The organism is Paenibacillus sp. Marseille-P2973, from assembly GCF_018101095.1.
Classification (GTDB): Bacteria; Bacillota; Bacilli; order Paenibacillales; family Paenibacillaceae; genus Fontibacillus; species Fontibacillus vini.
In genome coordinates this window covers 347,435-367,244 of sequence record NZ_JAGQEH010000001.1, presented here as the reverse complement: position 1 = coordinate 367,244, position 19,810 = coordinate 347,435, and the positions used below count along the sequence as shown (strand labels likewise).

The 19,810-nt window shown below is 55.9% G+C and carries 11 protein-coding genes; 10 read left to right on the top strand and 1 reads right to left on the bottom strand.

Going from position 1 to position 19,810, the window contains the following annotated elements; translation table 11 throughout:
* The first annotated feature begins 70 nt into the window (after window positions 1–70).
* The 5 genes from prmA (at window position 71) to KB559_RS01720 (ending at window position 4,501) form a co-directional block, all read left to right on the top strand.
* Entirely contained in the window at window positions 71–1,039 is a 969-nt protein-coding gene (gene prmA, locus KB559_RS01740; RefSeq protein WP_211019858.1) for a 50S ribosomal protein L11 methyltransferase, read from the top strand.
* Between the two features lie 3 nt (window positions 1,040–1,042).
* Entirely contained in the window at window positions 1,043–1,726 is a 684-nt protein-coding gene (locus KB559_RS01735; RefSeq protein WP_211019857.1) for a site-2 protease family protein, read from the top strand.
* Window positions 1,727–1,838: 112 nt separating this feature from the next.
* Complete coding sequence (locus KB559_RS01730) at window positions 1,839–2,603, top strand: 16S rRNA (uracil(1498)-N(3))-methyltransferase (RefSeq protein WP_211019856.1); 765 nt, start codon at window positions 1,839–1,841, stop codon at window positions 2,601–2,603.
* 2 nt (window positions 2,604–2,605) lie between these two features.
* Window positions 2,606–3,946: a tRNA (N(6)-L-threonylcarbamoyladenosine(37)-C(2))-methylthiotransferase MtaB gene (gene mtaB, locus KB559_RS01725; RefSeq protein ID WP_211019855.1), complete on the top strand. Its 1,341-nt coding sequence runs from the start codon at window positions 2,606–2,608 to the stop codon at window positions 3,944–3,946.
* Window positions 3,947–4,069: 123 nt separating this feature from the next.
* A complete protein-coding gene (locus KB559_RS01720; RefSeq protein WP_211019854.1) occupies window positions 4,070–4,501 on the top strand; it encodes an NUDIX hydrolase in 432 nt (143 codons plus the stop codon).
* A 17-nt stretch (window positions 4,502–4,518) separates the two neighbouring features.
* Here KB559_RS01720 and KB559_RS01715 read toward each other — a convergent pair whose 3' ends face one another.
* Entirely contained in the window at window positions 4,519–5,532 is a 1,014-nt protein-coding gene (locus tag KB559_RS01715) for a Na/Pi cotransporter family protein (protein WP_211019853.1), read from the bottom strand.
* Window positions 5,533–5,734: 202 nt separating this feature from the next.
* Here KB559_RS01715 and KB559_RS01710 point away from each other — a divergent pair, with 202 nt between their 5' ends.
* The 5 genes from KB559_RS01710 (at window position 5,735) to KB559_RS01690 (ending at window position 19,623) form a co-directional block, all read left to right on the top strand.
* Entirely contained in the window at window positions 5,735–7,111 is a 1,377-nt protein-coding gene (locus tag KB559_RS01710) for a class I SAM-dependent rRNA methyltransferase (RefSeq protein WP_211019852.1), read from the top strand.
* Between the two features lie 301 nt (window positions 7,112–7,412).
* A complete protein-coding gene (addB, locus tag KB559_RS01705; RefSeq protein WP_211019851.1) occupies window positions 7,413–10,946 on the top strand; it encodes a helicase-exonuclease AddAB subunit AddB in 3,534 nt (1,177 codons plus the stop codon).
* On the top strand, window positions 10,940–14,947 hold the full coding sequence (gene addA / locus KB559_RS01700; RefSeq protein WP_211019850.1) for a helicase-exonuclease AddAB subunit AddA: 4,008 nt from the start codon (window positions 10,940–10,942) through the stop codon (window positions 14,945–14,947). Before addB ends, addA begins: the two co-directional genes overlap by 7 nt.
* A gap of 44 nt (window positions 14,948–14,991) precedes the next feature.
* Window positions 14,992–16,170: an exonuclease SbcCD subunit D gene (locus KB559_RS01695; protein WP_211019849.1), complete on the top strand. Its 1,179-nt coding sequence runs from the start codon at window positions 14,992–14,994 to the stop codon at window positions 16,168–16,170.
* The gene (locus KB559_RS01690; RefSeq protein ID WP_211019848.1) at window positions 16,171–19,623 is read left to right on the top strand and encodes an AAA family ATPase; all 3,453 of its coding nucleotides are present in this window, start codon (window positions 16,171–16,173) and stop codon (window positions 19,621–19,623) included.
* Window positions 19,624–19,810 lie beyond the last annotated feature (187 nt).

The window sequence follows — 19,810 nt, the reverse complement described above, 5'->3', positions numbered from 1 at the left end:
ATCTTTTGTCACTCTTTTCATTCTATAGTACAATAGATTTTATGCACGAATTCAAGGAGGAAAACTTACGATGATATGGAAAGAACTGACTATACATACAACCGAGGAAGCGGTGGAGATGATCTCCAATTTCCTGCATGAAGCGGGAGCGGGGGGCGTGACGATCGAAGAGCACGTCGATAACGACAAGCCGCGCGACACATCCCTGGGGCAATGGTTTGAAATTCCGCCTAACGATATTCCCGAAGGCGAGGCGAAGATCAGCGGCTATTTCCCCGAAGGAATCGATATGGAGGAAGTAGTCTCCCAGGTGAAGGAACGGACCGAAGAGCTTCGGGAATACGATATCGATCCCGGAAATCCGGTGATCACGGTAAGAGATGTCAGCGAGGACGATTGGGCGAACAACTGGAAGCAGTATTTCAAACCAATCCGCGTTTCCAACCGCTTGACCATTAAGCCGACCTGGGAGCAGTATGAGCCTGAGTCTCCAGAGGAGCGCATTATTGAACTTGATCCCGGAATGGCCTTCGGTACGGGGACGCATCCGACCACCTCGCTCTGCCTTCGAACTCTGGAAGGCGTTATCCGCGAGGGAGATGAAGTCATCGACGTCGGCACCGGATCGGGCATTTTGGCGATCGGCGCATGCCAGCTTGGCGCTTCCCGGGTACTGGCGCTGGATCTGGATCCGGTCGCGGTGTCCAGTGCGATGGAGAACACGCGGCTGAACCGGTTGGAAGAGCAAATTCTGGTGGTGGAGAGCGACCTGCTGTCCGTCCTTAAAAAAGAAGGCGATGCCCAGGTAAATGTGCAGCTTCCGGTGCGCGTCGTCGTCGCCAATATTTTGGCGGAGATTATTTTGTTGTTTATTGAAGACGTGTATGAAGCCTTGCAGCCTGGCGGTTATTATATCGCCTCCGGAATATATAAGAACAAGGAACAAGCCGTCGAGGAAGCCTTGGTGGCGGCAGGATTTGAAATTGCACAGACGGCTCGGGATGAAGACTGGGTCGCTTTCGTAGCGAGAAAGAGGTAATCGATGGATTTTCTGGATAGTATATTGCGCGTTCCGCTAAGCCAGCTTCCTTTTTATTTGATCACGCTGGTTATTGCGTTTACGCTTCATGAGTTCTCTCATGCTTACTTCGCTAACAAATTCGGTGACCCGACGGCCAAGCTGCTTGGCCGGGTCACTTTGAATCCTGCGGTGCATTTCGATTTGCTCGGGATCATTCTGCTGCTGATTGCGGGATTCGGCTGGGCACGGCCTGTGCCCGTCAACCGGGACAATTTCAGCAGGCCGCGCCTGATGGGCGTTATCGTCTCCGTAGCCGGCCCTTTGAGCAATTTGCTGCTGGCGGTCGTAGGGGCCGCGATTTATGCGGCATTGCTGCAATTTGGCGTTGTTTCGCCTTTGGGCGACGATAAACTATCGCAAGCCGTTCATATTTTCTTCAGCTTGTTCATCGTCATGAACTTTTTCTTATGCTTATTTAACCTTATTCCGCTCCCTCCGCTTGACGGTTACCGGATTCTTGAAGATGTGGTGCCGCGCCGCGTACTGGGCAAGCTTCAGCAGTTTGAACAGTGGTCGGTGCTCATTTTCTTGATTATCTTAATCGTACCGGGATTTCAAAGATATACGATTGCTCCGCTGTATAATGCGGCCCATTCGTTGGCGGCACACTTTCTGATTTTCTTCCGCACTTTATTCGGGGCTTAAGGGACTGAAGAGATAAGATATTTTTACCGGGATCAGGTACTGGAAAGCGCAAATCAAAAGTTGTATGATGGTCTTTGGTGATTTTTAGTTCGATTTCAAGGAATGATGACGAATGCAGCGATATTTTATAGAGCCCGCACAGTTCGGGGAGAAGACGGTTACCATTACCGGCGATGATGCGAAGCATATCGGCAGAGTGATGCGCTCCAAGCCGGGGGATAAACTGATCGTCAGCGACGGGGAATCCCGCGATGCGCTCGCCGCGATTATTGCGATAGATCCGCAGGAAGTGACGGCGGAAATCATAGAAACGCTCGAACCTTCGGGAGAGCCGTGGTTTCGGGTGACGGTGGCGCAAAGTCTGCCGAAGGGGGACAAGATGGAGACCGTGATCCAGAAGTGTACGGAGATCGGAGCCACCTCGTTTTTACCCTTTTTGTCGGAACGTACCGTTGTTCAATATGATGGAAAAAAAGAAGAAAAGCGTACGGCGCGCTGGCGTAAAATCGCCAAGGAAGCTGCCGAACAAGCGCATCGCAGCCGCGTGCCAGCCGTGGATTCTCCGGTATCCTGGCGCGAGCTGTTGAAGGGCTTGTCCGCTTATGATCTGGTATGCTTATGTTACGAAAAGGAGCACGGCCAGCAGCTTCGCGACGTGCTTAAGCCGTTCGTCGGCAAGCATCCGGCCGGACAGCCGTGCAGCATCGCCGTCATCGTCGGACCGGAGGGCGGTTTATCCGAGAACGAGGTGTCGGAAGCGGAAGCCGCGGGGGCTGTATCCATCGGCCTGGGCAGGCGTATCCTGCGGACGGAGACGGCCGCCATGGCCGCCCTGACTTGCATCATGTATGAATCTGGAGAAATGGGGGGAATGTGAGGATGCCATCCGTTGCATTTTACACGCTCGGCTGCAAAGTGAACTTTTACGATACAGAAGCGATCTGGCAGCTATTTAAAAACGAAGGGTATGAACAGGTCGATTTCGAACAGACGGCCGACGTTTATTTGATTAATACTTGTACGGTAACTAATACGGGGGACAAGAAGAGCCGGCAAATTATTCGCCGTGCCGTTCGGCGCAATCCGGACGCGATCGTGGCGGTGACGGGTTGCTATGCCCAGACATCTCCGGCTGAGATTCTGGATATTCCGGGCGTAGATCTGGTAATCGGGACGCAGGATCGCGAGAAAATCATTCCGTACGTCAATGAAATTCAAGCTCAGCGAAAACCGATCAACGCCGTTCGCAACATTATGAAGACCCGGGAATTCGAGGAACTGGACGTTCCCGATTTCGCGGATCATACTCGCGCCTTTTTGAAAATTCAGGAGGGCTGCAATAACTTCTGCACATTCTGCATCATTCCATGGTCCCGGGGGCTGTCCCGCAGCCGTGATCCGCAAAGCGTCGTAGCTCAGGCTCGCCAATTGGTGGCCGCGGGTTATAACGAAATCGTGTTGACCGGGATCCACACCGGCGGTTACGGCGATGATCTGGACAACTACAGACTGTCCGACCTACTTTGGGAATTGGACAAGGTGGAGGGCCTGGGACGCATTCGTATCAGTTCTATTGAGGCGAGCCAGATTGACGACCGTATGCTTGAGGTGCTGAAAGGCTCCTCGAAGATGTGCCGCCACTTCCACATTCCGCTGCAAGCGGGCAGTAATGAAGTGTTGAAGCGGATGAGACGGAAATATACGATCGAGGAATTCGAAGGGAAGATCAAGAAGATCCGCGAATTCATGCCGGATGTGGCGATCACTACCGACATTATCGTCGGCTTCCCTGGAGAGACCGATGAGCTGTTCCGGGAAGGCTTCGAAGCGATTAAGCGGATCGGGTTCTCGGAAATGCACGTCTTCCCTTATTCGAAACGGACCGGAACGCCTGCAGCGCGCATGGAAGACCAGGTCGATGAAGAGATCAAGCATGCAAGAGTGCAGGAATTGATCGATTTGTCCGAGCAAATGCAACAGGCTTATGCCGAGAAGTTTGTCGGACAGGTGCTGGACGTAATTCCCGAGCGCGATGAGAAGGGCGTTTGGGGAGAAGGCTTCGTAACCGGCTTCAGCGACAACTATCTGCAAATCAAATTCGACGGTTCCCACGACCTGGCCGGCAAAATTTGCCGCGTCAAGATGACGAAGGCCGATGCGAATACGAGCGAGGGCCAATTGGTTCGCGTTCTGGATGAAACAGCGCAGGCGTTGGCGTAGATTTAAGAGGTTAGCGGGTTGACCCGTGGAACATAGGATGGGACATAAACAGGGATTTCACCCCGCCGGGGGTTGAAGTCCTTGTTTTGAATCGGGGTAATACGGGGTAAGGAGGCGAGGATTATGCCGGACAAGGAAATATCCGCCGGAGGCGTTGTTTACCGCAAAAATGCCGGCCGGCTGCAGATTCAGCTTATTACGGACCGGTACGGCAGACTTTCTTTTGCCAAGGGAAAAAGCGAGCCCGGGGAGACGGTAGAGGAAACGGCGCTTCGGGAAATAAGGGAGGAGACCGGCATAGTCGGCAATATCGATGACCTTATCGATATTATCGCCTATACGTACAATCATCCCGTTCACGGAGCCGTAGATAAAGAGGTTCATTATTACCTCGTAGAAAGCCGGGGCGGCCAGCTCCGGCCCCAACTGGAAGAAATCCGCAGCGTGGCGTGGTACGAACCGAAGGACGCTTGGGAAAAGCAGCTGAAATCCGGGTATGACAACAATGATTTTATTTTGGAAAAAGCGCTGCGGATGCTAAAGCTGGAAGTTTAGTTTTAGTACAACCCCTATTATGTTCTTTGGGGTGCAATGGGAGTGCTATGAGACGTTGGCGGACGGTCCAGGCGCGTCCAAAACGGAAGATAGCAGATCGGCAGGGCCGCAAGTGAGCAGACCACATTGAATATCGTTTGTGAATGGGCGATCTGTGCCGCCGGATCGGAGGACAACCAGGCCGAGGCTGTTCCCAGCAGCGGCGTCAGCGGGAGAAACACCACTGCGCCCAGCACATTGAGCACGACATGCGACCAGGCGACAAAGCTGCCAGAGCGCGTTCCGCCGATGGAAGCGATCAGCGCGGTGACGCAGGTGCCGACATTGGAGCCGATCACCATCGCGATGCCGAGCTCAAGCGGCAGGGCACCGGTGCCGACCAGGCCCATCGTCATTGCGATCGTGGCTGCGCTGCTGTGGATCAGTGCGGTTAGCACAGCTCCGGCGAGCGCGCCCCAAAGCAGGCTGTCTCCCGCGTGGCCGAGCAGCCAGTCGATGATGCCGTAGGTTTTGAGCGCAGGCCCGGTCGATTGCATCCAGCGGATTGCAATCATGATGAGGCTGAATCCGGCGGTCGCCAGGGCGCCGAATTGGAGCGGCATGAGCAGGCCGGACCATTTGGCGGACCTCCAACCGGGGAGCATTTCCAATAGAGTGACAGCCGCGGCCCATACCAGAAAGGATATAAAGAGGAGCGGAACGCCAATACTGGAAATATCCAGGGCGATCAGTTCGGTGGTCAGGCAGGTTCCGATGTTGCCGCCGAGAATGATGCCGAGCGTGCGGGCATAGGACAACAACCCGGCGTTCACGAGCCCGATCGTCATTACTGTGAGAGCTGTACTGCTCTGAAGGACTGCGGATACGACGGTGCTGGACAGCAGTCCGGTCCAGGGCGTTCTCGTTGTGAGATGCAGCACCCGGATCAGCTTAGGGCCGGCCCAGGCATGAAGGGCGGACTCCATCACCTTCATGCCGAACAGAAAGAGGGCCAGTCCGAAAGTGACAGGAAAAACGATGGCGTGAAACATCGGTAAAGACCTCCTTTTTTATGCTCCGTCATTTATCGAACAACCTATACAAGTTACATATATGCCTCTTGGCAGAAGTCCATGCGGGGTACGGTACAGACTTATAGTGGCGATGATAAAGCTGATGACAGCCACAGGAATAGGAACGGTAGTACTGTAGCAATTTGAACGAACAAACTAGTTAAGGAGTTGAGTGATTATCGTGGGATCCGTTATTTTATCGCGCAGCCGCAAGAAGCGTCTGGAACAGGGCCATCCCTGGGTTTACAAGAGTGAAATTGAGAGTGTGGAAGGAGAGCCGGCGGCGGGCAGTCTGGTACAGGTACTGGATCATCGGCGCCGGTTTCTGGCCACCGGGTATTATAATCCCGCATCGCAAATCACGGTTCGGGCCGTTTCCTTCGTCATGTTGGAAAAGATGGATACCGCCTTTTTCGTGGAGCGGTTTCAAGAATGCCTCAAGCACCGGGAGCGTTTCGTTCATGAGAATGCTTACCGGTTTGTGTACGGAGAAGCCGACTTTTTGCCGGGCTTGATCGTTGACCGTTTCGGCGAAGTGCTGGTGGTCCAATTGCTGACCTTGGGCATGGATCTATGCAGAGACGCTATTGTCGAAGCGTTGGTTACTGTACTGCAGCCGGTCGGCATTTATGAGCGAAGCGACGTTTCCATTCGGGAAATGGAGGGTTTGGAGCAGGTTAAAGGACCGTTATACGGGAACCCGCCGCGGCATGTTACGGTTACGGAGAACGGTTTGAAGATCAAGGTCGACATTGAGCAGGGTCAAAAGACCGGATATTTCTTTGATCAGCGCGAAAACCGTGCTTCCATCAAGCCGCTCATGACCGGATGGGGAGCGCGCAGCGGCATAGAGCTGCAGGAAATACCGGATGAAGAGGGAGGGACCCGCCGGGTTCCGGTCAACCGCAAAGGCAAGGAAGTGACTTTCCCTTATTGGGATGGAGCGACGGTATTGGAATGCTTTTCCCATACGGGCAGCTTTACGCTGCATGCGTGCCAATACGGGGCTAAAAAAGTAACCTGCCTGGATATTTCCGAGCATGCGATCGAGAGTGCAAAGAGCAATGTGGAGCTGAACGGTTTCGAGGACCGTGTTGAATTTGTGGTTGCGGATGCATTTGACTACCTGCGCAGCCAAGTCAAAGGGCTGGCCGAACGCAGCAACCGGGCCGCGGCGGGCAGTGAAGCCAAAACCGACACTTCCGTCCCTATGACGGCCGGAGGCGGACGGACGTGGGACGTCGTGATCCTTGATCCGCCGGCCTTCGCCAAAACCCGGGGAGCGGTCAAGGGTGCCTGCCGGGGATACAAGGACATTAACCTGCATGGGATGAAGCTGGTCAACGAGGGCGGTTACCTGGTAACGGCAAGCTGTTCGTACCATATGCGCCCCGACCTTTTCCTGGAGACGATTCAGGAAGCCGCAGTCGATGCTGGGAAAATCCTCCGTCTCGTCGAATGGCGGGCGGCGGGTAAAGACCATCCGCAAATCCTCGGCGTGGATGAGGGACACTATCTGAAATTTGCCGTGTTCGAAGTCCGCAGCAAAAATTTCTAGTAGGATTTGCCGGAAAACATATTTTTACTATTTTAAGTAAGAAGTAACAACAACTAGATTAATCTGTTTACTCGTGTGATAATGAGATTACACTTGAGAGTTTTTTAAACTTCTCTAAATAATGGACTTTAATTGCAATCCTTTCTGGATGTTCCGGAAGGGATTGTTTTGTTGCAGGGCGGGGAACGTACATTCCTATTTTTGTCTGATATGATATACTGGATAGTAAACTGTAGAAAAAACGGAGTATTAATAGCATATTGGCGAGGGATGGATGCCTTCGCAGGCGGGAGGCAATTTCATGTCATTACAATTCATCATAGGCCGCTCGGGCAGCGGCAAAAGCAGCCTGGTTCTGGAACAGATTACATCGAAGCTTCGCGAGGACCCGTCGGGTCCTCCGATGGTGCTGTTGGCTCCCGAGCAGGGAACATTTCAGATCGAGCAGGCGCTAGTCAGAGCCCCGGGTCTGCGGGGAACCGTGCGCATGCAGGTACTCGGCTTCCGTCGATTGGCGCTTCGCGTCATGCAGGAGACGGGCGGTGCAGCCCTTGTTCCTATCGGTGAGGAAGGGAAGAAGATGCTGCTGTACAAAATTCTCAGACGCCGCAAAGCGGATCTGAAGTTGTACGGTAACGGCAGCGATCAGTTGGGACTGATCGACCGGATCAATTCCCTGTACACGGAGCTGAAGAAGCATAATGCCGATTTTACCCGGCTCGATGAACATCTCCGCTTGCTGGAAGCAGCCGCTGGGGAATCTCCGCTGCTCAAGGACAAGCTGCATGACCTGAGCATCCTGTACCGCGAGTTCGACGCGGAGCTATCGAGCTTATACATCGATGCTGAGGATCATGTCGTCAAACTGGCCGAAGGCGCGCGGGACTCTTCTTACTTGCGCGGCGCCGATCTGTGGATCGACGGTTTTCACTCATTTACTCCGCAGGAATATAAGGCGCTGGGTGTATTAATGCAGGTTGCCTCATCGGTCACGGTCGCCTTGACGCTGGATAAGCCTTATGACGACGGCGCCCCTCCGCATGAGTTGAATCTGTTTCATCAAACAGCGACAACGTACATGAAGCTGCGGGCACTGGCCGAATCGGTTGGCGTGGACGTGCAGCCAGCCCAACTGCTCAAGGCTCGCCCGTTTCCGAGATTCCGCAGCAGTGAGACGCTGTCTTATCTGGAGTCGGCCTATGACCGGAGGACGCCATGGCCGGGAAGTGCCGCACCGGATGACCTTGAGGAATCCCTGTCCCTTCGTTCGGCGGGAAGCCGCCGGACCGAGGTAGAGGGAGCGGCCCGGGAAATGTTGAGATTGGCGCGGGATAAGGGTGCGCGCTGGCGGGATATGGCGTTGTTTGTGCGAAATCTCGGCGATTATGAGCACATTATCCGGCCGGTGTTTGAAGATTACGGAATTCCTTTTTTCATGGACCAGAAGGCTAGCGTTCTGCATCATCCGCTGGTTGAATTGATCCGCGGAGCGCTGGACGTGGCGTTGAAATTTTGGAAATACGAAGATGTGTTCCGCTGCGTGAAGAGTGAGTTCCTCCTCCCTATGGATGGAAGCCTGACGCGGGCGGATATGGACATATTAGAAAATTATGTGTTGGCCAGCGGTATCCAGGGATACCGTTGGACGGACGGACGTCCATGGAAAGGGACGCCAAGCCTGTCGCTGGAAGCGGACGAAGCTAGCCGGAACCGCGCCGAGAGCGAACGGCTCCAGTTCCTTGAACGTTGCCGCGCAGCGGTGACGGTGCCGTTGTCTGCCTTTGAGAAGCGCTTAAAGCGCGCAAAAACAATACGGGACATGTGTGCAGCCGTTTACCTCTTGCTTGAGGAGACCGAGGCGCCGCAACGATTGGATCTGTTGGCTCACAGGGCTCTTCAGGGCGGACATCCTCAGCAGGCGATGGAACATCGGCAGTTGTGGAGCGCGGTTCTCGACCTGCTTGATCAGATCGTGGAGATGATGGGCGAAGAAAACCTGGCTTCCGAATTGTTTGCCGGAATTTTGGAGACGGGTCTCAAGGATTTGCAGCTGGGTCTCGTTCCGCCGGCCATCGATCAGGTGTTGGTCGGCAGTACGGACCGAAGCCGGACGCGCCATGTCAAGCACGCCTTCCTGCTGGGCATTAACGAGGGAATCATGCCGGCGAATCTTCAGGAGGAGGGGATCCTGAGCGATCAGGAGCGTCTGCGACTGGAGGAAATCGGACTTGAATTGGCTCCCGGCATGACGCGCAGGCTGCTTGATGAGCGCTTCCTGATCTATGGAGCGCTTTCCGCGGCGGGCTGTTCGCTGTGGCTGAGTTATCCGAACGCGGACGAGGAAGGCAAAAATCTGCTACCCTCCGAAGTGATTCGGCATATGAAGCAGATTTTTCCGGCGGGAATGCTGCAAGAACAACAAATCGACGATGCTCCGCCGGCTTCCGCGCCCCGGGAGCAGCAGCTTGAATTTATCAGCCGCCCGGTTCCGACGCTGCCGCGGCTGATGAACCAGCTAAGGGCATGGAAGTCCGGACAGCCTATTTCGCCGGTTTGGTGGAGCGTGCTCCAGTGGTATAAGGAGCGGCCCGAATGGGAGGAATACGTGGACCGTCTGCTGGGGTCGTTGGATTACCGGAATAGGGTCAGCGGACTTTCCCCGGCTACCAGCCGCAAATTGTACGGCAAGCGGCTCCGTACGAGCGTATCGCGAATGGAGAAGTTTTCAGCTTGCCCGTTCTCTCACTTCGCCTCACATGGCCTCAAGCTGAAGGAACGGCAGCTGTATCGGCTTAAGGCGCCGGATATCGGTCAGCTGTTCCATGCGGCGTTGAGCCAGATGGCGATAACCTTTAAGGAACAGAACCGAAGCTGGGGCAGTCTGACACCGGAAGAGTGCGTAAGGGAAGCGGATGCGGCGGTGGATAAACTGGCTCCCAAACTTCAAGGTGAAATATTGCTTAGTACGAAGAGGTACGGATATATCTCACGCAAGCTGAAGAATATCGTCGGCCGCGCCTCCGTCATTTTGGGAGAGCAATCCCGGCGGGGCAGCTTCGAGCCGGTCGGTCTGGAACTGGATTTCGGACCGGGGCGGCCTCTTCCGCCGTTGACATTCGAGCTCCCGAACGGCTGCGTGATGGAAATCGTCGGCCGCATCGACCGGGTTGATATGGCTGAAGGAGAAGACGGCGTTCTGCTGCGGGTCATTGATTATAAATCCAGTCAGACCGATTTGAAGCTGCATGAAGTGTATTACGGACTGTCGCTTCAAATGCTTACTTATCTGGATGTATTGCTGCGCTCGGCGGAAGAATGGCTTGGGCAGCCCGCTATGCCGGCTGGAACGCTTTATTTTCATGTGCAAAACCCTTTGCTCCAGAGCAGCAACGGACTTAGTGCGGAAGAGGCCCGGACCGAGCTGCTGAAGCGGTTCAAAATGAAAGGCCTGCTGCTGGCGGACAGAGACGTAATCGCTCAGATGGACGGGGAACTGGAAAAAGGACATTCCGAAATTCTGCCGGTGGCGGTGAAAGCGGATGGAGGCTTTTACAGCAGCGCCTCCGTCGCAACGCCGGACCAGTGGCAGACGCTGCTCGGTTCGGTACGCCGAACGATCGTGGATATTGGCACAAGAATTACCGACGGTGATGTTAAAATAGCGCCGTACCGCCTCGGAACCGAGACGGCCTGCACGCATTGCGCGTTCAAGCCGGTATGCCGGTTCGAAGAGTCGATGGACGGAAGCGATTATCAAATTTTGAACAAGCCCGGTAAGGACCAGCTGTGGGAACTGCTGGAGGGGCCGGATGGAAAGAAGGATGAGACATGTTGACGATACCCAAACCGCCCGGCAGCTATTGGAGCAATGATCAGTGGAAGGCGATTTCGCTGTCAGGCGGCGACATCCTGGTTGCGGCGGCGGCAGGTTCCGGCAAAACCGCCGTGCTGGTTGAACGGATTATCCGCAAGCTGTCCGCTTCCGATGCACCGCTGAGTGTCGATCGCCTGCTTGTCGCAACCTTTACGAAAGCAGCCGCCTCGGAAATGAGACAGCGGATTCGCGAAGCGCTGGAGAAAGAACTGGAAAGGGATCCGGGCAGCGAGCATCTTACACGGCAGCTTGCCATGCTTGGCCGCGCGTCGATTACGACGCTGCACTCTTTTTGCATGGAAGTTATCCAGCGTTATTACACACTGATCCCGCTTGATCCCGGGTTTCGTATCGCTTCCGAAAGCGAGACGGCACTGCTCCGTCAGGAGGTGCTGGAGGATCTGTTTGAAGAAAAATACGCCACCGAGCAGGAGGGCGGCACCTTCTTATCGCTGGTTGACTGGTTCAGCGGCGAGAGAAGCGATGATGCCGTGTTTGCGCTTGTGCAGAAGCTGTACGACTTCTCGCGAAGCCATTCCTGGCCGGAGCATTGGCTGCGGCAGGCGGCGTCTTCCTTTCATGCTCCCGATCCCGCGGCATTGGAGGCAAGCCCTTGGGTGGCGAGTATTTTAACCGATACGTCGATTACGCTGGACGGGGCTGCGGAGCTGCTCCGCCAAGCCAAAACGCTGTCGCTTTCCCCCGGCGGACCCGAGCCTTATGCCTTGACGCTGGAAGAGGATCTCGGGATGGTTGCGGGATTGCAGTCCGCTGTTTTGGAGGGGCCCTGGTCCGGACTGTACGGGAAGTTCCAACTCACCTCGTTCGGCAAATTAAAGCCGTGCAAAAAAGACCAGACCGATCCGCAAATACAGGAGAGGGTCAAGGGCTTGCGCGAAGAAGCAAAGAAGATGGTCACCGATTTACGGGGCCAGTTATTCGGCCGGACGGCGGAAGCGTTCCTGGGAGAGCTTCATTCGGCTGCTCCATTGATGGGAGCGCTCGCCGAGCTGGTTATCGAGTTTGGCGAACGCTACAGACGGGAAAAGACGGCCAAGGGATGGCTCGATTTTTCGGATTTGGAGCATTACTGCCTGAAGATATTGCGCGATTCGGCTTCGACTCCGGAAATGACTGTGCCTTCGGATGCAGCTCGGGAATATCAGGCCCAGTATGATGAAGTGCTGCTCGATGAGTATCAGGATACAAATACAGTACAAGAAGATATCGTTCGTCTGATTTCCCGTGAAGGGCCCGGGAACCGGTTTATGGTCGGTGACGTGAAGCAGAGCATTTACCGTTTCCGGCTGGCGGAGCCCGGATTGTTTTTGGAGAAATACCGGAGCTATGGGAACAGTTTTGAGGACGGGGGATTACGGATCGATTTGGCCCGGAATTTCCGGAGCCGCCGTGAGGTTGTAGATGCGGTCAATTTGCTGTTTCGCCAGATCATGAACGAGGGCGTAGCGGAGATTGCCTACGATGCCAGGGCGGAATTGGTTTATGGCGAAGGCTTTCCGGCTTCGGCCGGGGACAACGACTACCGTCCCGAACTGCTGCTCGTTGATCGGAGCACGGATGCTCACGCTTCCGGCACCGGAGAGGCGCTGGCAGAAGGGAATTCCACGGAAGCGGGAACAGAGGAAGAGGTCGCGGCCGAACTGGAGGCCGTCCGGCTGGAAGCACGGGCGATTGCCGCTCGAATACGCGAGTTGACGGGTGAGAGCGGAAGGCCGCCCCTGCGAATCTACGATAAGCAATTGAAAGATTTACGGCCGGTGGAATACCGGGACATGGTTATATTACTCCGTTCTACTTTGTCTTGGGCGCCCGTTATGATCGAAGAGCTTCGCATTGAGGGAATTCCGGCTTACGGAGAGCTCAGCCAGGGATATTTTCAAGCTTCGGAAGTGGAGACGATGCTGTCGCTGCTGCAAATTATAGATAACCCTTTACAGGATATCCCGCTAGCCGCCGTATTGCGGTCGCCGATTTACGGACTGTCCGAAGAAGAACTGGCGGAAATCCGGCTCGCTGCAGGATCAGGCAGTTACTTTGAAGCATTGGTAGCCGCAGCGGGCGGGGACGGTGAACAATCCGGAATACCCGTGAAGGGTCAAGTGGAGTTGTCCGAAGAGGATTCCGCTGAAGTTTCGCCTTTACTTACCGCAAAACTGCAGGCTTTTTTGAATCAGCTTGAGTCCTGGCGCAATTTGGCTAGGGAAGGCGAGCTTAGCAGGCTGATCTGGGGGATTTACCGGGATACCGGTTATTTAGATTGGGTTGGCGGCCTGCCTGGAGGCGCCTTGCGCCAAGGAAATCTAAGAGCGCTGCATGATCGTGCGAGACAATATGAACTGACGACCTCTTCCAGGGGGCTGTTCCGTTTTTTGCGGTACGTGAACCGGCTGCGTGAGAATGGCGGGGATCTGGGCGCCGCGGCTTCAGCCGGAGGACAAGAGGATGCGGTTCAGATCATGACCATCCATAAGAGTAAAGGGCTGGAATTCCCCGTCGTATTTGTCGCCGGGCTATCCAAAATGTTTAATCGGCAGGATTTGAATGCGAATTTCCTCATGCATAAGGAAATGGGCTTCGGTCCGAAATTCGTGGATGGTGAACTGCGCGTAAGTTATCCGACGCTGCCGAATTTGGCAATCCGCCGGCGGGCGCAAATGGAGCTGCTCGCGGAGGAAATGCGCGTGCTTTATGTGGCTCTGACCCGTCCGAAGGACAAGCTGATTCTGATCTCCTCGGTCAAGGATCTAACTGCAGCGGTTGAGAATTGGAGCGGTGCGCTGGAAATCCGGGAAGAAAAACTGCCCGATTACCTGCTTGCCCGGGGGAGGTCTTATCTGGACTGGATCGGGCCGTCGCTCATTCGGCATCCGGCCGCGACAGAGCTGCGGCGTTTTGCGGGATTACCCGAAACCTCCCCTGCGATTTTCGCTGACAGCAGCTCGGATTGGGTTATCGGCTTCCTGCCTGCCCAAGAGATCGCGTTGTCTGCTATGCTTGGGGCGGCGGTGTCCAAAGAAGCGGAGAATCCGATCACGGGATTAAGTTCGGATCAAGGAGTGAATCCCGCTCAGATCCAAGCTTTATTGTCTGGAGGACCCGTGAGCGTAAAAGAACCGGAGGACAGCGAAGCAGGCCGGCAGATTGGAGTTAAGCTCGGCTGGTCTTACCCCTATGAGCTGTCCACGCAAATTTCGGCCAAGACCTCGGTTACCGAAATGAAAAAGATGTTAGCCGAACAGGAGATGCCACCGCTTGATGTTTTTGCGGAAGCCGACCTTCGCAAGGAGATGGAGCAATCGCCAGAACAGGTGGATTTCAAGCTTCATCTCCGCCGGCCGCGGTTCATGGAACAGGCGAGGATGACTCCTACCGAACGGGGGACCGCTTACCATACCGTGATGCAGCATTTGCCTTTGGATAAGGAGCCCGGCGAGAGTACGGTCATCGAGACGTTGGCTCTGCTGGTGGAACGACAGATCATGACCCAGGAACAAACTGCGGAGATGGATGTGCCTAGAATTACGGAATTTTTAAGTAGTCCTCTAGGGCAGATGCTGCGAAAAGCGGATTGGGTCCGGCGGGAGATGCCGTTCAGTTACGGTTTATCCGCGGCCGACGCCTATCCGCGTCTTGCACCGCCGATGAACGGGCAGCTTACAGAAGAATCAGGGACTGGTATTCGGATCGCGCAGATTCTGGATCAGGAGACCGTATTGATTCAGGGGATCGTGGACTGCCTGTTCTATGTGGACGGCAAACAGGTTTTGCTGGATTACAAAAGCGACAAGGTGCTGGCCCACCGGGGCGGCGTCACCGCGTTGGCTGAGGCATACAGGTTCCAGCTGGAGCTTTATGCTTCCGCTGTGAAGCAAATTACCGGCGTTCCCGTGGATGAGAAATGGTTGTATTTCTTTGATAGCGGCGAAGCCGTCAAGGTTTGAGCAAACAGGACAACTAACGGAGTTTTAGAAATGGGGGAAGAGCAATGCGGATATTGCATACGGGGGATTGGCACCTGGGGCGGACACTGGAAGGAAGGAGCCGGTTGCAGGAGCAAGAGAAGTTTCTGGAGGAGCTTGTCCTGATGGCGGAGGAGCAGCAGGCGGATGCCATCCTGATGGCCGGCGATGTCTACGACAGCGTCAACCCGCCGGCTGCGGCGGAGACCATGTTCTATGAGGCGGCCGCGCGGCTTACGGAGAACGGGCGGCAGCTTGTTGTAATCTCGGGCAATCATGATCAGCCGGAGCGGGTCTCTGCCGTGGCTCCGCTCGTTTCCCGCCGAGGTATATCCCTGGTTGGACTGCCGACGTCCGAATGCGTGCGATTGCACGTGCCGCGTACAGGTGAAACCGCGGTGATCGCCGCTCTTCCCTACCCTTCGGAAGCAAGGCTGGCGGAGTTGCTTGCCGGTGATGGAGACGAAACGGAATTGCGGATCGCCTACAGCGCTAAAGTCGGCAAATTAATGCGGCAGCTCTCTGGAGCCTTTCAACCGGATACCGTTAATTTGGCAATGAGTCATATTTATGTGCTGGGCGGCTTGGAATGCGATTCGGAGCGGCCGATTCAAGTCGGCGGCGCTTATACCGTAGATCCTTCCGCCCTGGATATTGGAGCTCAATATACGGCGCTGGGGCACTTGCATCGCCCGCAAGCGGTTAAAGCGGGCGGAATGGTCCGTTACAGCGGGTCGCCGCTGGCCTACAGCTTCTCGGAAGCGGGACAAGCCAAATCGGTGATGCAGGTCGACGTGGTGCCGGGCGGAATTCCCCAAACGGAGGAGCTGTTTCTGACGAGCGGCAAGCCGCTTGTCCGATGGAGCTGCCGCGGCGGGTTGGAGGAAGTTTGGCGGTACCTGGATGAAGGAAGGGACCGCAGCGCATTTATCGATTTGGAGCTTCATCTCGGCGAAGCGATGTCAATGGGCGATATTCAGAAGCTGCGGAAAGCGCATGAGGGTATCGTGCACATCCGTCCGGTTTACCCCGGACGCGAAGCCGAGGAGCTGGTGTCTTCCCGCGCTCAGATGCCTGTACATGAACTGTTCCGAAAATTTTATCAGCGGCAGAGTGGCGGAGCGGAGCCGGAGGAAGAACTGGTCGATTTGTTTATGTCGCTGGTCTCCGAAGATGAAGAGCGGCGAGACGGGGAGGCGGAATAAATGAAACCGATAAGTCTTAAATTGTCGGGCCTGCAAAGCTATCGGGAAATGCAGGAGATCGATTTTACCGGCTTGTGCGACACCGGCTTGTTCGGCATTTTCGGACCGACCGGCAGCGGAAAATCCACATTGCTGGACGCCATAACCTTGGCGATGTATGGAAAAGTAGGCCGTGCTTCGGGCGGAACCCAGGGGATCATGAATCACTCGGAGGATGCCCTGTTTGTTTCATTTACTTTTGAACTTATGTCTGCTCAAGGCCCTGAACGATACCGGGTAGAGCGCCGTTTCAAGCGGCAAAATGAGCTTTCTGTGAGCAATACGATCAGCCGTTTTATCGAAATTGCTCCGGAAGGGGAAAAAGTACTCGCCGATAAGCTTGCGGAAGTAACGCGGCAGGTGGAGGACAAGATCGGGCTGAAAATGGATGATTTCACCCGGGCCGTCGTGCTGCCGCAGGGGAAATTCGCCGAGTTTTTGTCTTTAAAGGGCGTTGACCGGAGACAGATGCTCCAGCGGCTGTTCCATCTGGAGAAGTATGGGGACCTGCTTGGCCAAAAACTGACCCGGAAGGTAAAGGAAGCGGAGCAGAAGCTGAAGGAGCTGGCTGCCGAGCAACAGGGTCTCGGCAATGCTTCGGAAGAAGCGCTCCGCGAAGCCGAGGCTGCGCTTAAAGCAGCCGTGCTGCTGGCGGAGACGCGGCGCCGGGAGCTTGGCGAAGCGCAGCAGCGGAGCGATCAGCTCGCCAAGGTGCGCGAGTTGAGCCAGGAGCGCAGCCGCCGTGCGGCTCTGCTAGCGGAGCTGCGCACGCAGGACGGCGAGATCCGCGCCCTGGAAGCGCGGCTCGCCAAGTCGGCTGCCGCAGGCAGCATCAGGCCGGCGCTCACGGCCTGGAAAGCGGCGCGGCAGTTGGCGGCGGATCGCAGCGCCGCCGCCGGCCGCGCCGGCGAAGCGGCCGCAGGGGCTGCGGCCGCGGCCTCACGGGCCGCCGAGCAAGCGGAGGCGGCCGCCGGCGCGCTCAGCAGCGAGGAGCCCTCGCTGCTGCTGCGCCTGGACCAGCTGGAGCAGGCAAGGCAGCTCCAACTGGAGTGCGATGCGCTGGCGACGGGGCTGCGGGAGCTGCAAGCCTCCCGCGAGCAGGAAGGCAGCCAGCGCCGCACCGTAGCGGAGGAGCTGCAGAAGGAAGAGCAGCTCCTCGCCAAAGCCCGGCAGCGCCAGCAGGAGCTGGAGCAGCTGCTCCGGGAATGCGAAGTCAAAGCTTCCGAGCGTCAGCAGGCGCAGCAGGCGGCTCGCCGCAAGCAGGATATCGCGAGACTGCAGGAAGAAGCCGCCAAGGCTGCGCTGGAGGAAACCACGCTTCAAGGGAAGGCGGAGCAAGCCGCGATTTCATGGAAAGAGCTGGCGGCCAGCGAGCAATCGGCGGAATCTTTATGCCGGGAATATGCTGCAGAAGCATTGGAACAATTGTCCCGGCTGCATACGCTGGAGGGGCAGATTGCCGCCACTGAGCACGCTATGGCTTCTTCGGAAGCGGAACTGAGAGCCCGGCTTAAGAACAGGGAGCGCCAAATCTGGTCGATTCGTTTGGCGGAGCAGCTTGAGGAAGGCCAGCCGTGCCCGGTATGCGGTTCCGCGCATCATCCGGGAATGCCACCGGGCGATGAGCAGATTCATGGAAACGAAAGCGAGCTTGAGGAATTCGGCGTTCTTTTAACCTCGATCAGAGAATTGAAATTTACTGTCTCGCGGAGTCTGGACATCTGCCGCAGCCTGCTAGAGAGTCTCGGTACGGAGCAGCCGGAAGTTTCCGGCAGGGCCCCAGGGTTGAGCATGGCGGCTGAGGCGGCTGCCGGACAGCAGCAGGCAGGGTTTGCCGCTGGCGTCGGTCTAGAGAAGTCCGCAGTCGCTCAAACGCTCGTCCTTCTTCGCAAGCATGCGGAAGAGCTGGATAGCCAGTCTGCCCGGCTGCGTTCGGAATTGGAAGGACTGCAACGGAATATCAAGGCGGCGAGAACAGGCCTCTCCGAATTGCAGCCGAAACGGGCAGCCGCACAGGCGGAAGCGGCGGCTGCCTCAGGTCTGCTGGAGCAGGCCGTCCGGCGGAGCCGTTCCCTTTCCGACGAGCTTAAAGAAAAAATGGCGGAATGGACAGAAGATTATCCCGACCTTAGCTTAGAAGCCGCGGAGATGCTGCAGAGACAAATCGAAGAAAAAGACAAGAAGAGCGATGAGATCAAGCAGCGGCTCGAGGTAAGCATTCCGTTTATCGAAGAGAAATCAGCGAAAATATCTCTGTTAAGCCAGCAGCTGATTGAGCTGGACAAGAAGCTGCTTCAACTGGAGGTACAGGAACAAGGGAAGGTTACGCTGCTCCAAGAAAAACGCGTACGCTTGTCGTCATGGATCGGCGAGGACTCCGTGGAGAAGCTGCTGCCTGAGACGGAGCGCCGTCTGCAAGCGCTGCGTCAGGCGGCTCAGGAAAGCCGCAAGCAGCAGCTGGAGAGTGATGCCCTGAATCGGGAGGCGGAGCAGGCCCACGCCTTGGCCCGCCAGGCGGCCCAGGCGGCCGCTGATCAGGAAGCCGAATGCCTGGACCGCTGGCAAAGCGAGCTCGCCGCTTCTCCGTTTCAAAATGAGACGGAAGCGTCCGAGGCTTACATCGACCCTGAGCAGGCGGAGATCCATGCCGCAAGGATTAAGAATCACCGCGATCAGGAGACCGAGCACGAAATTAATCTTAAGGAGCTGGATGCCAAGCTGGACGGGAGAGTCGCTACTGAGGAAGACTGGGAGAATTCTGTCCGTACGCTGGAGCTCGCGAAGACTATGGATGAAGCCGCCCTGCAAGGTAAGGCCCGAGCCGAACGCGACCTGGAGGATCTGGGGGAAAGGCATCTTCGCTGGAAGGAGCTGGAGGCTCAAAGATTGAAGCAGGAGCATCACTCGGATATGCTCGCCAAACTGCAATCCTCTCTGCGTGGCAATGCTTTTGTCGAATATGTCGCTGAGGAACAATTGATGAACGTCAGCCGCGCCGCTTCCCAGCGTTTGCGCTCGCTGACGAAGCAGCGGTATGCCTTGGAAACGGACTCCGGCGGCGGCTTCGTCGTTTGCGACGATGCCAATGGAGGGATCAAACGACCGGTCTCCACTTTGTCCGGAGGCGAAACCTTCTTGACCTCCCTGGCTCTTGCGCTTGCATTGTCGGCCCAAATCCAGCTGCGCGGACAATACCCGCTGCAGTTCTTTTTCCTGGACGAAGGCTTCGGAACGCTTGATCCGGAACTGCTGGATACAGTGATAACTTCACTGGAGCATCTCCATAATGATCATCTGTCCGTGGGGATCATTACGCATGTAGCGGAACTGCGTGCACGTCTTGCCCGCAAGCTGGTCGTCGTTCCGGCTGAACACGGAGGCGAAGGCTCCAGAGTAGTAATGGAGCTGATGTAGACCTGTATTTTAATTTCAGCTTATATAACTGAACTTCGTGACCAAAATCACAGATACAGTATCACCCTGCTGTTATACTACAGTTAGCCGACATCAATTTTGTGTAGCACCCCGCCGGACGTATTGGAGACAGAGATTTCATTTCATGTTTCGGTCCAATACGTCCGTGCGACGAGCGAACTCGCTG

Bases quoted from the DNA above. Each gene is read 5' to 3' on its own strand.
- prmA (WP_211019858.1), top strand. From the start codon at position 71: ATGATATGGAAAGAACTGACTATACATACAACCGAGGAAGCGGTGGAG.
- KB559_RS01735 (WP_211019857.1), top strand. From the start codon at position 1,043: ATGGATTTTCTGGATAGTATATTGCGCGTTCCGCTAAGCCAGCTTCCT.
- KB559_RS01730 (WP_211019856.1), top strand. From the start codon at position 1,839: ATGCAGCGATATTTTATAGAGCCCGCACAGTTCGGGGAGAAGACGGTT.
- mtaB (WP_211019855.1), top strand. From the start codon at position 2,606: ATGCCATCCGTTGCATTTTACACGCTCGGCTGCAAAGTGAACTTTTAC.
- KB559_RS01720 (WP_211019854.1), top strand. From the start codon at position 4,070: ATGCCGGACAAGGAAATATCCGCCGGAGGCGTTGTTTACCGCAAAAAT.
- KB559_RS01715 (WP_211019853.1), bottom strand. From the start codon at position 5,532: ATGTTTCACGCCATCGTTTTTCCTGTCACTTTCGGACTGGCCCTCTTT.
- addB (WP_211019851.1), top strand. From the start codon at position 7,413: ATGTCATTACAATTCATCATAGGCCGCTCGGGCAGCGGCAAAAGCAGC.
- addA (WP_211019850.1), top strand. From the start codon at position 10,940: ATGTTGACGATACCCAAACCGCCCGGCAGCTATTGGAGCAATGATCAG.
- KB559_RS01695 (WP_211019849.1), top strand. From the start codon at position 14,992: ATGCGGATATTGCATACGGGGGATTGGCACCTGGGGCGGACACTGGAA.
- KB559_RS01690 (WP_211019848.1), top strand. From the start codon at position 16,171: ATGAAACCGATAAGTCTTAAATTGTCGGGCCTGCAAAGCTATCGGGAA.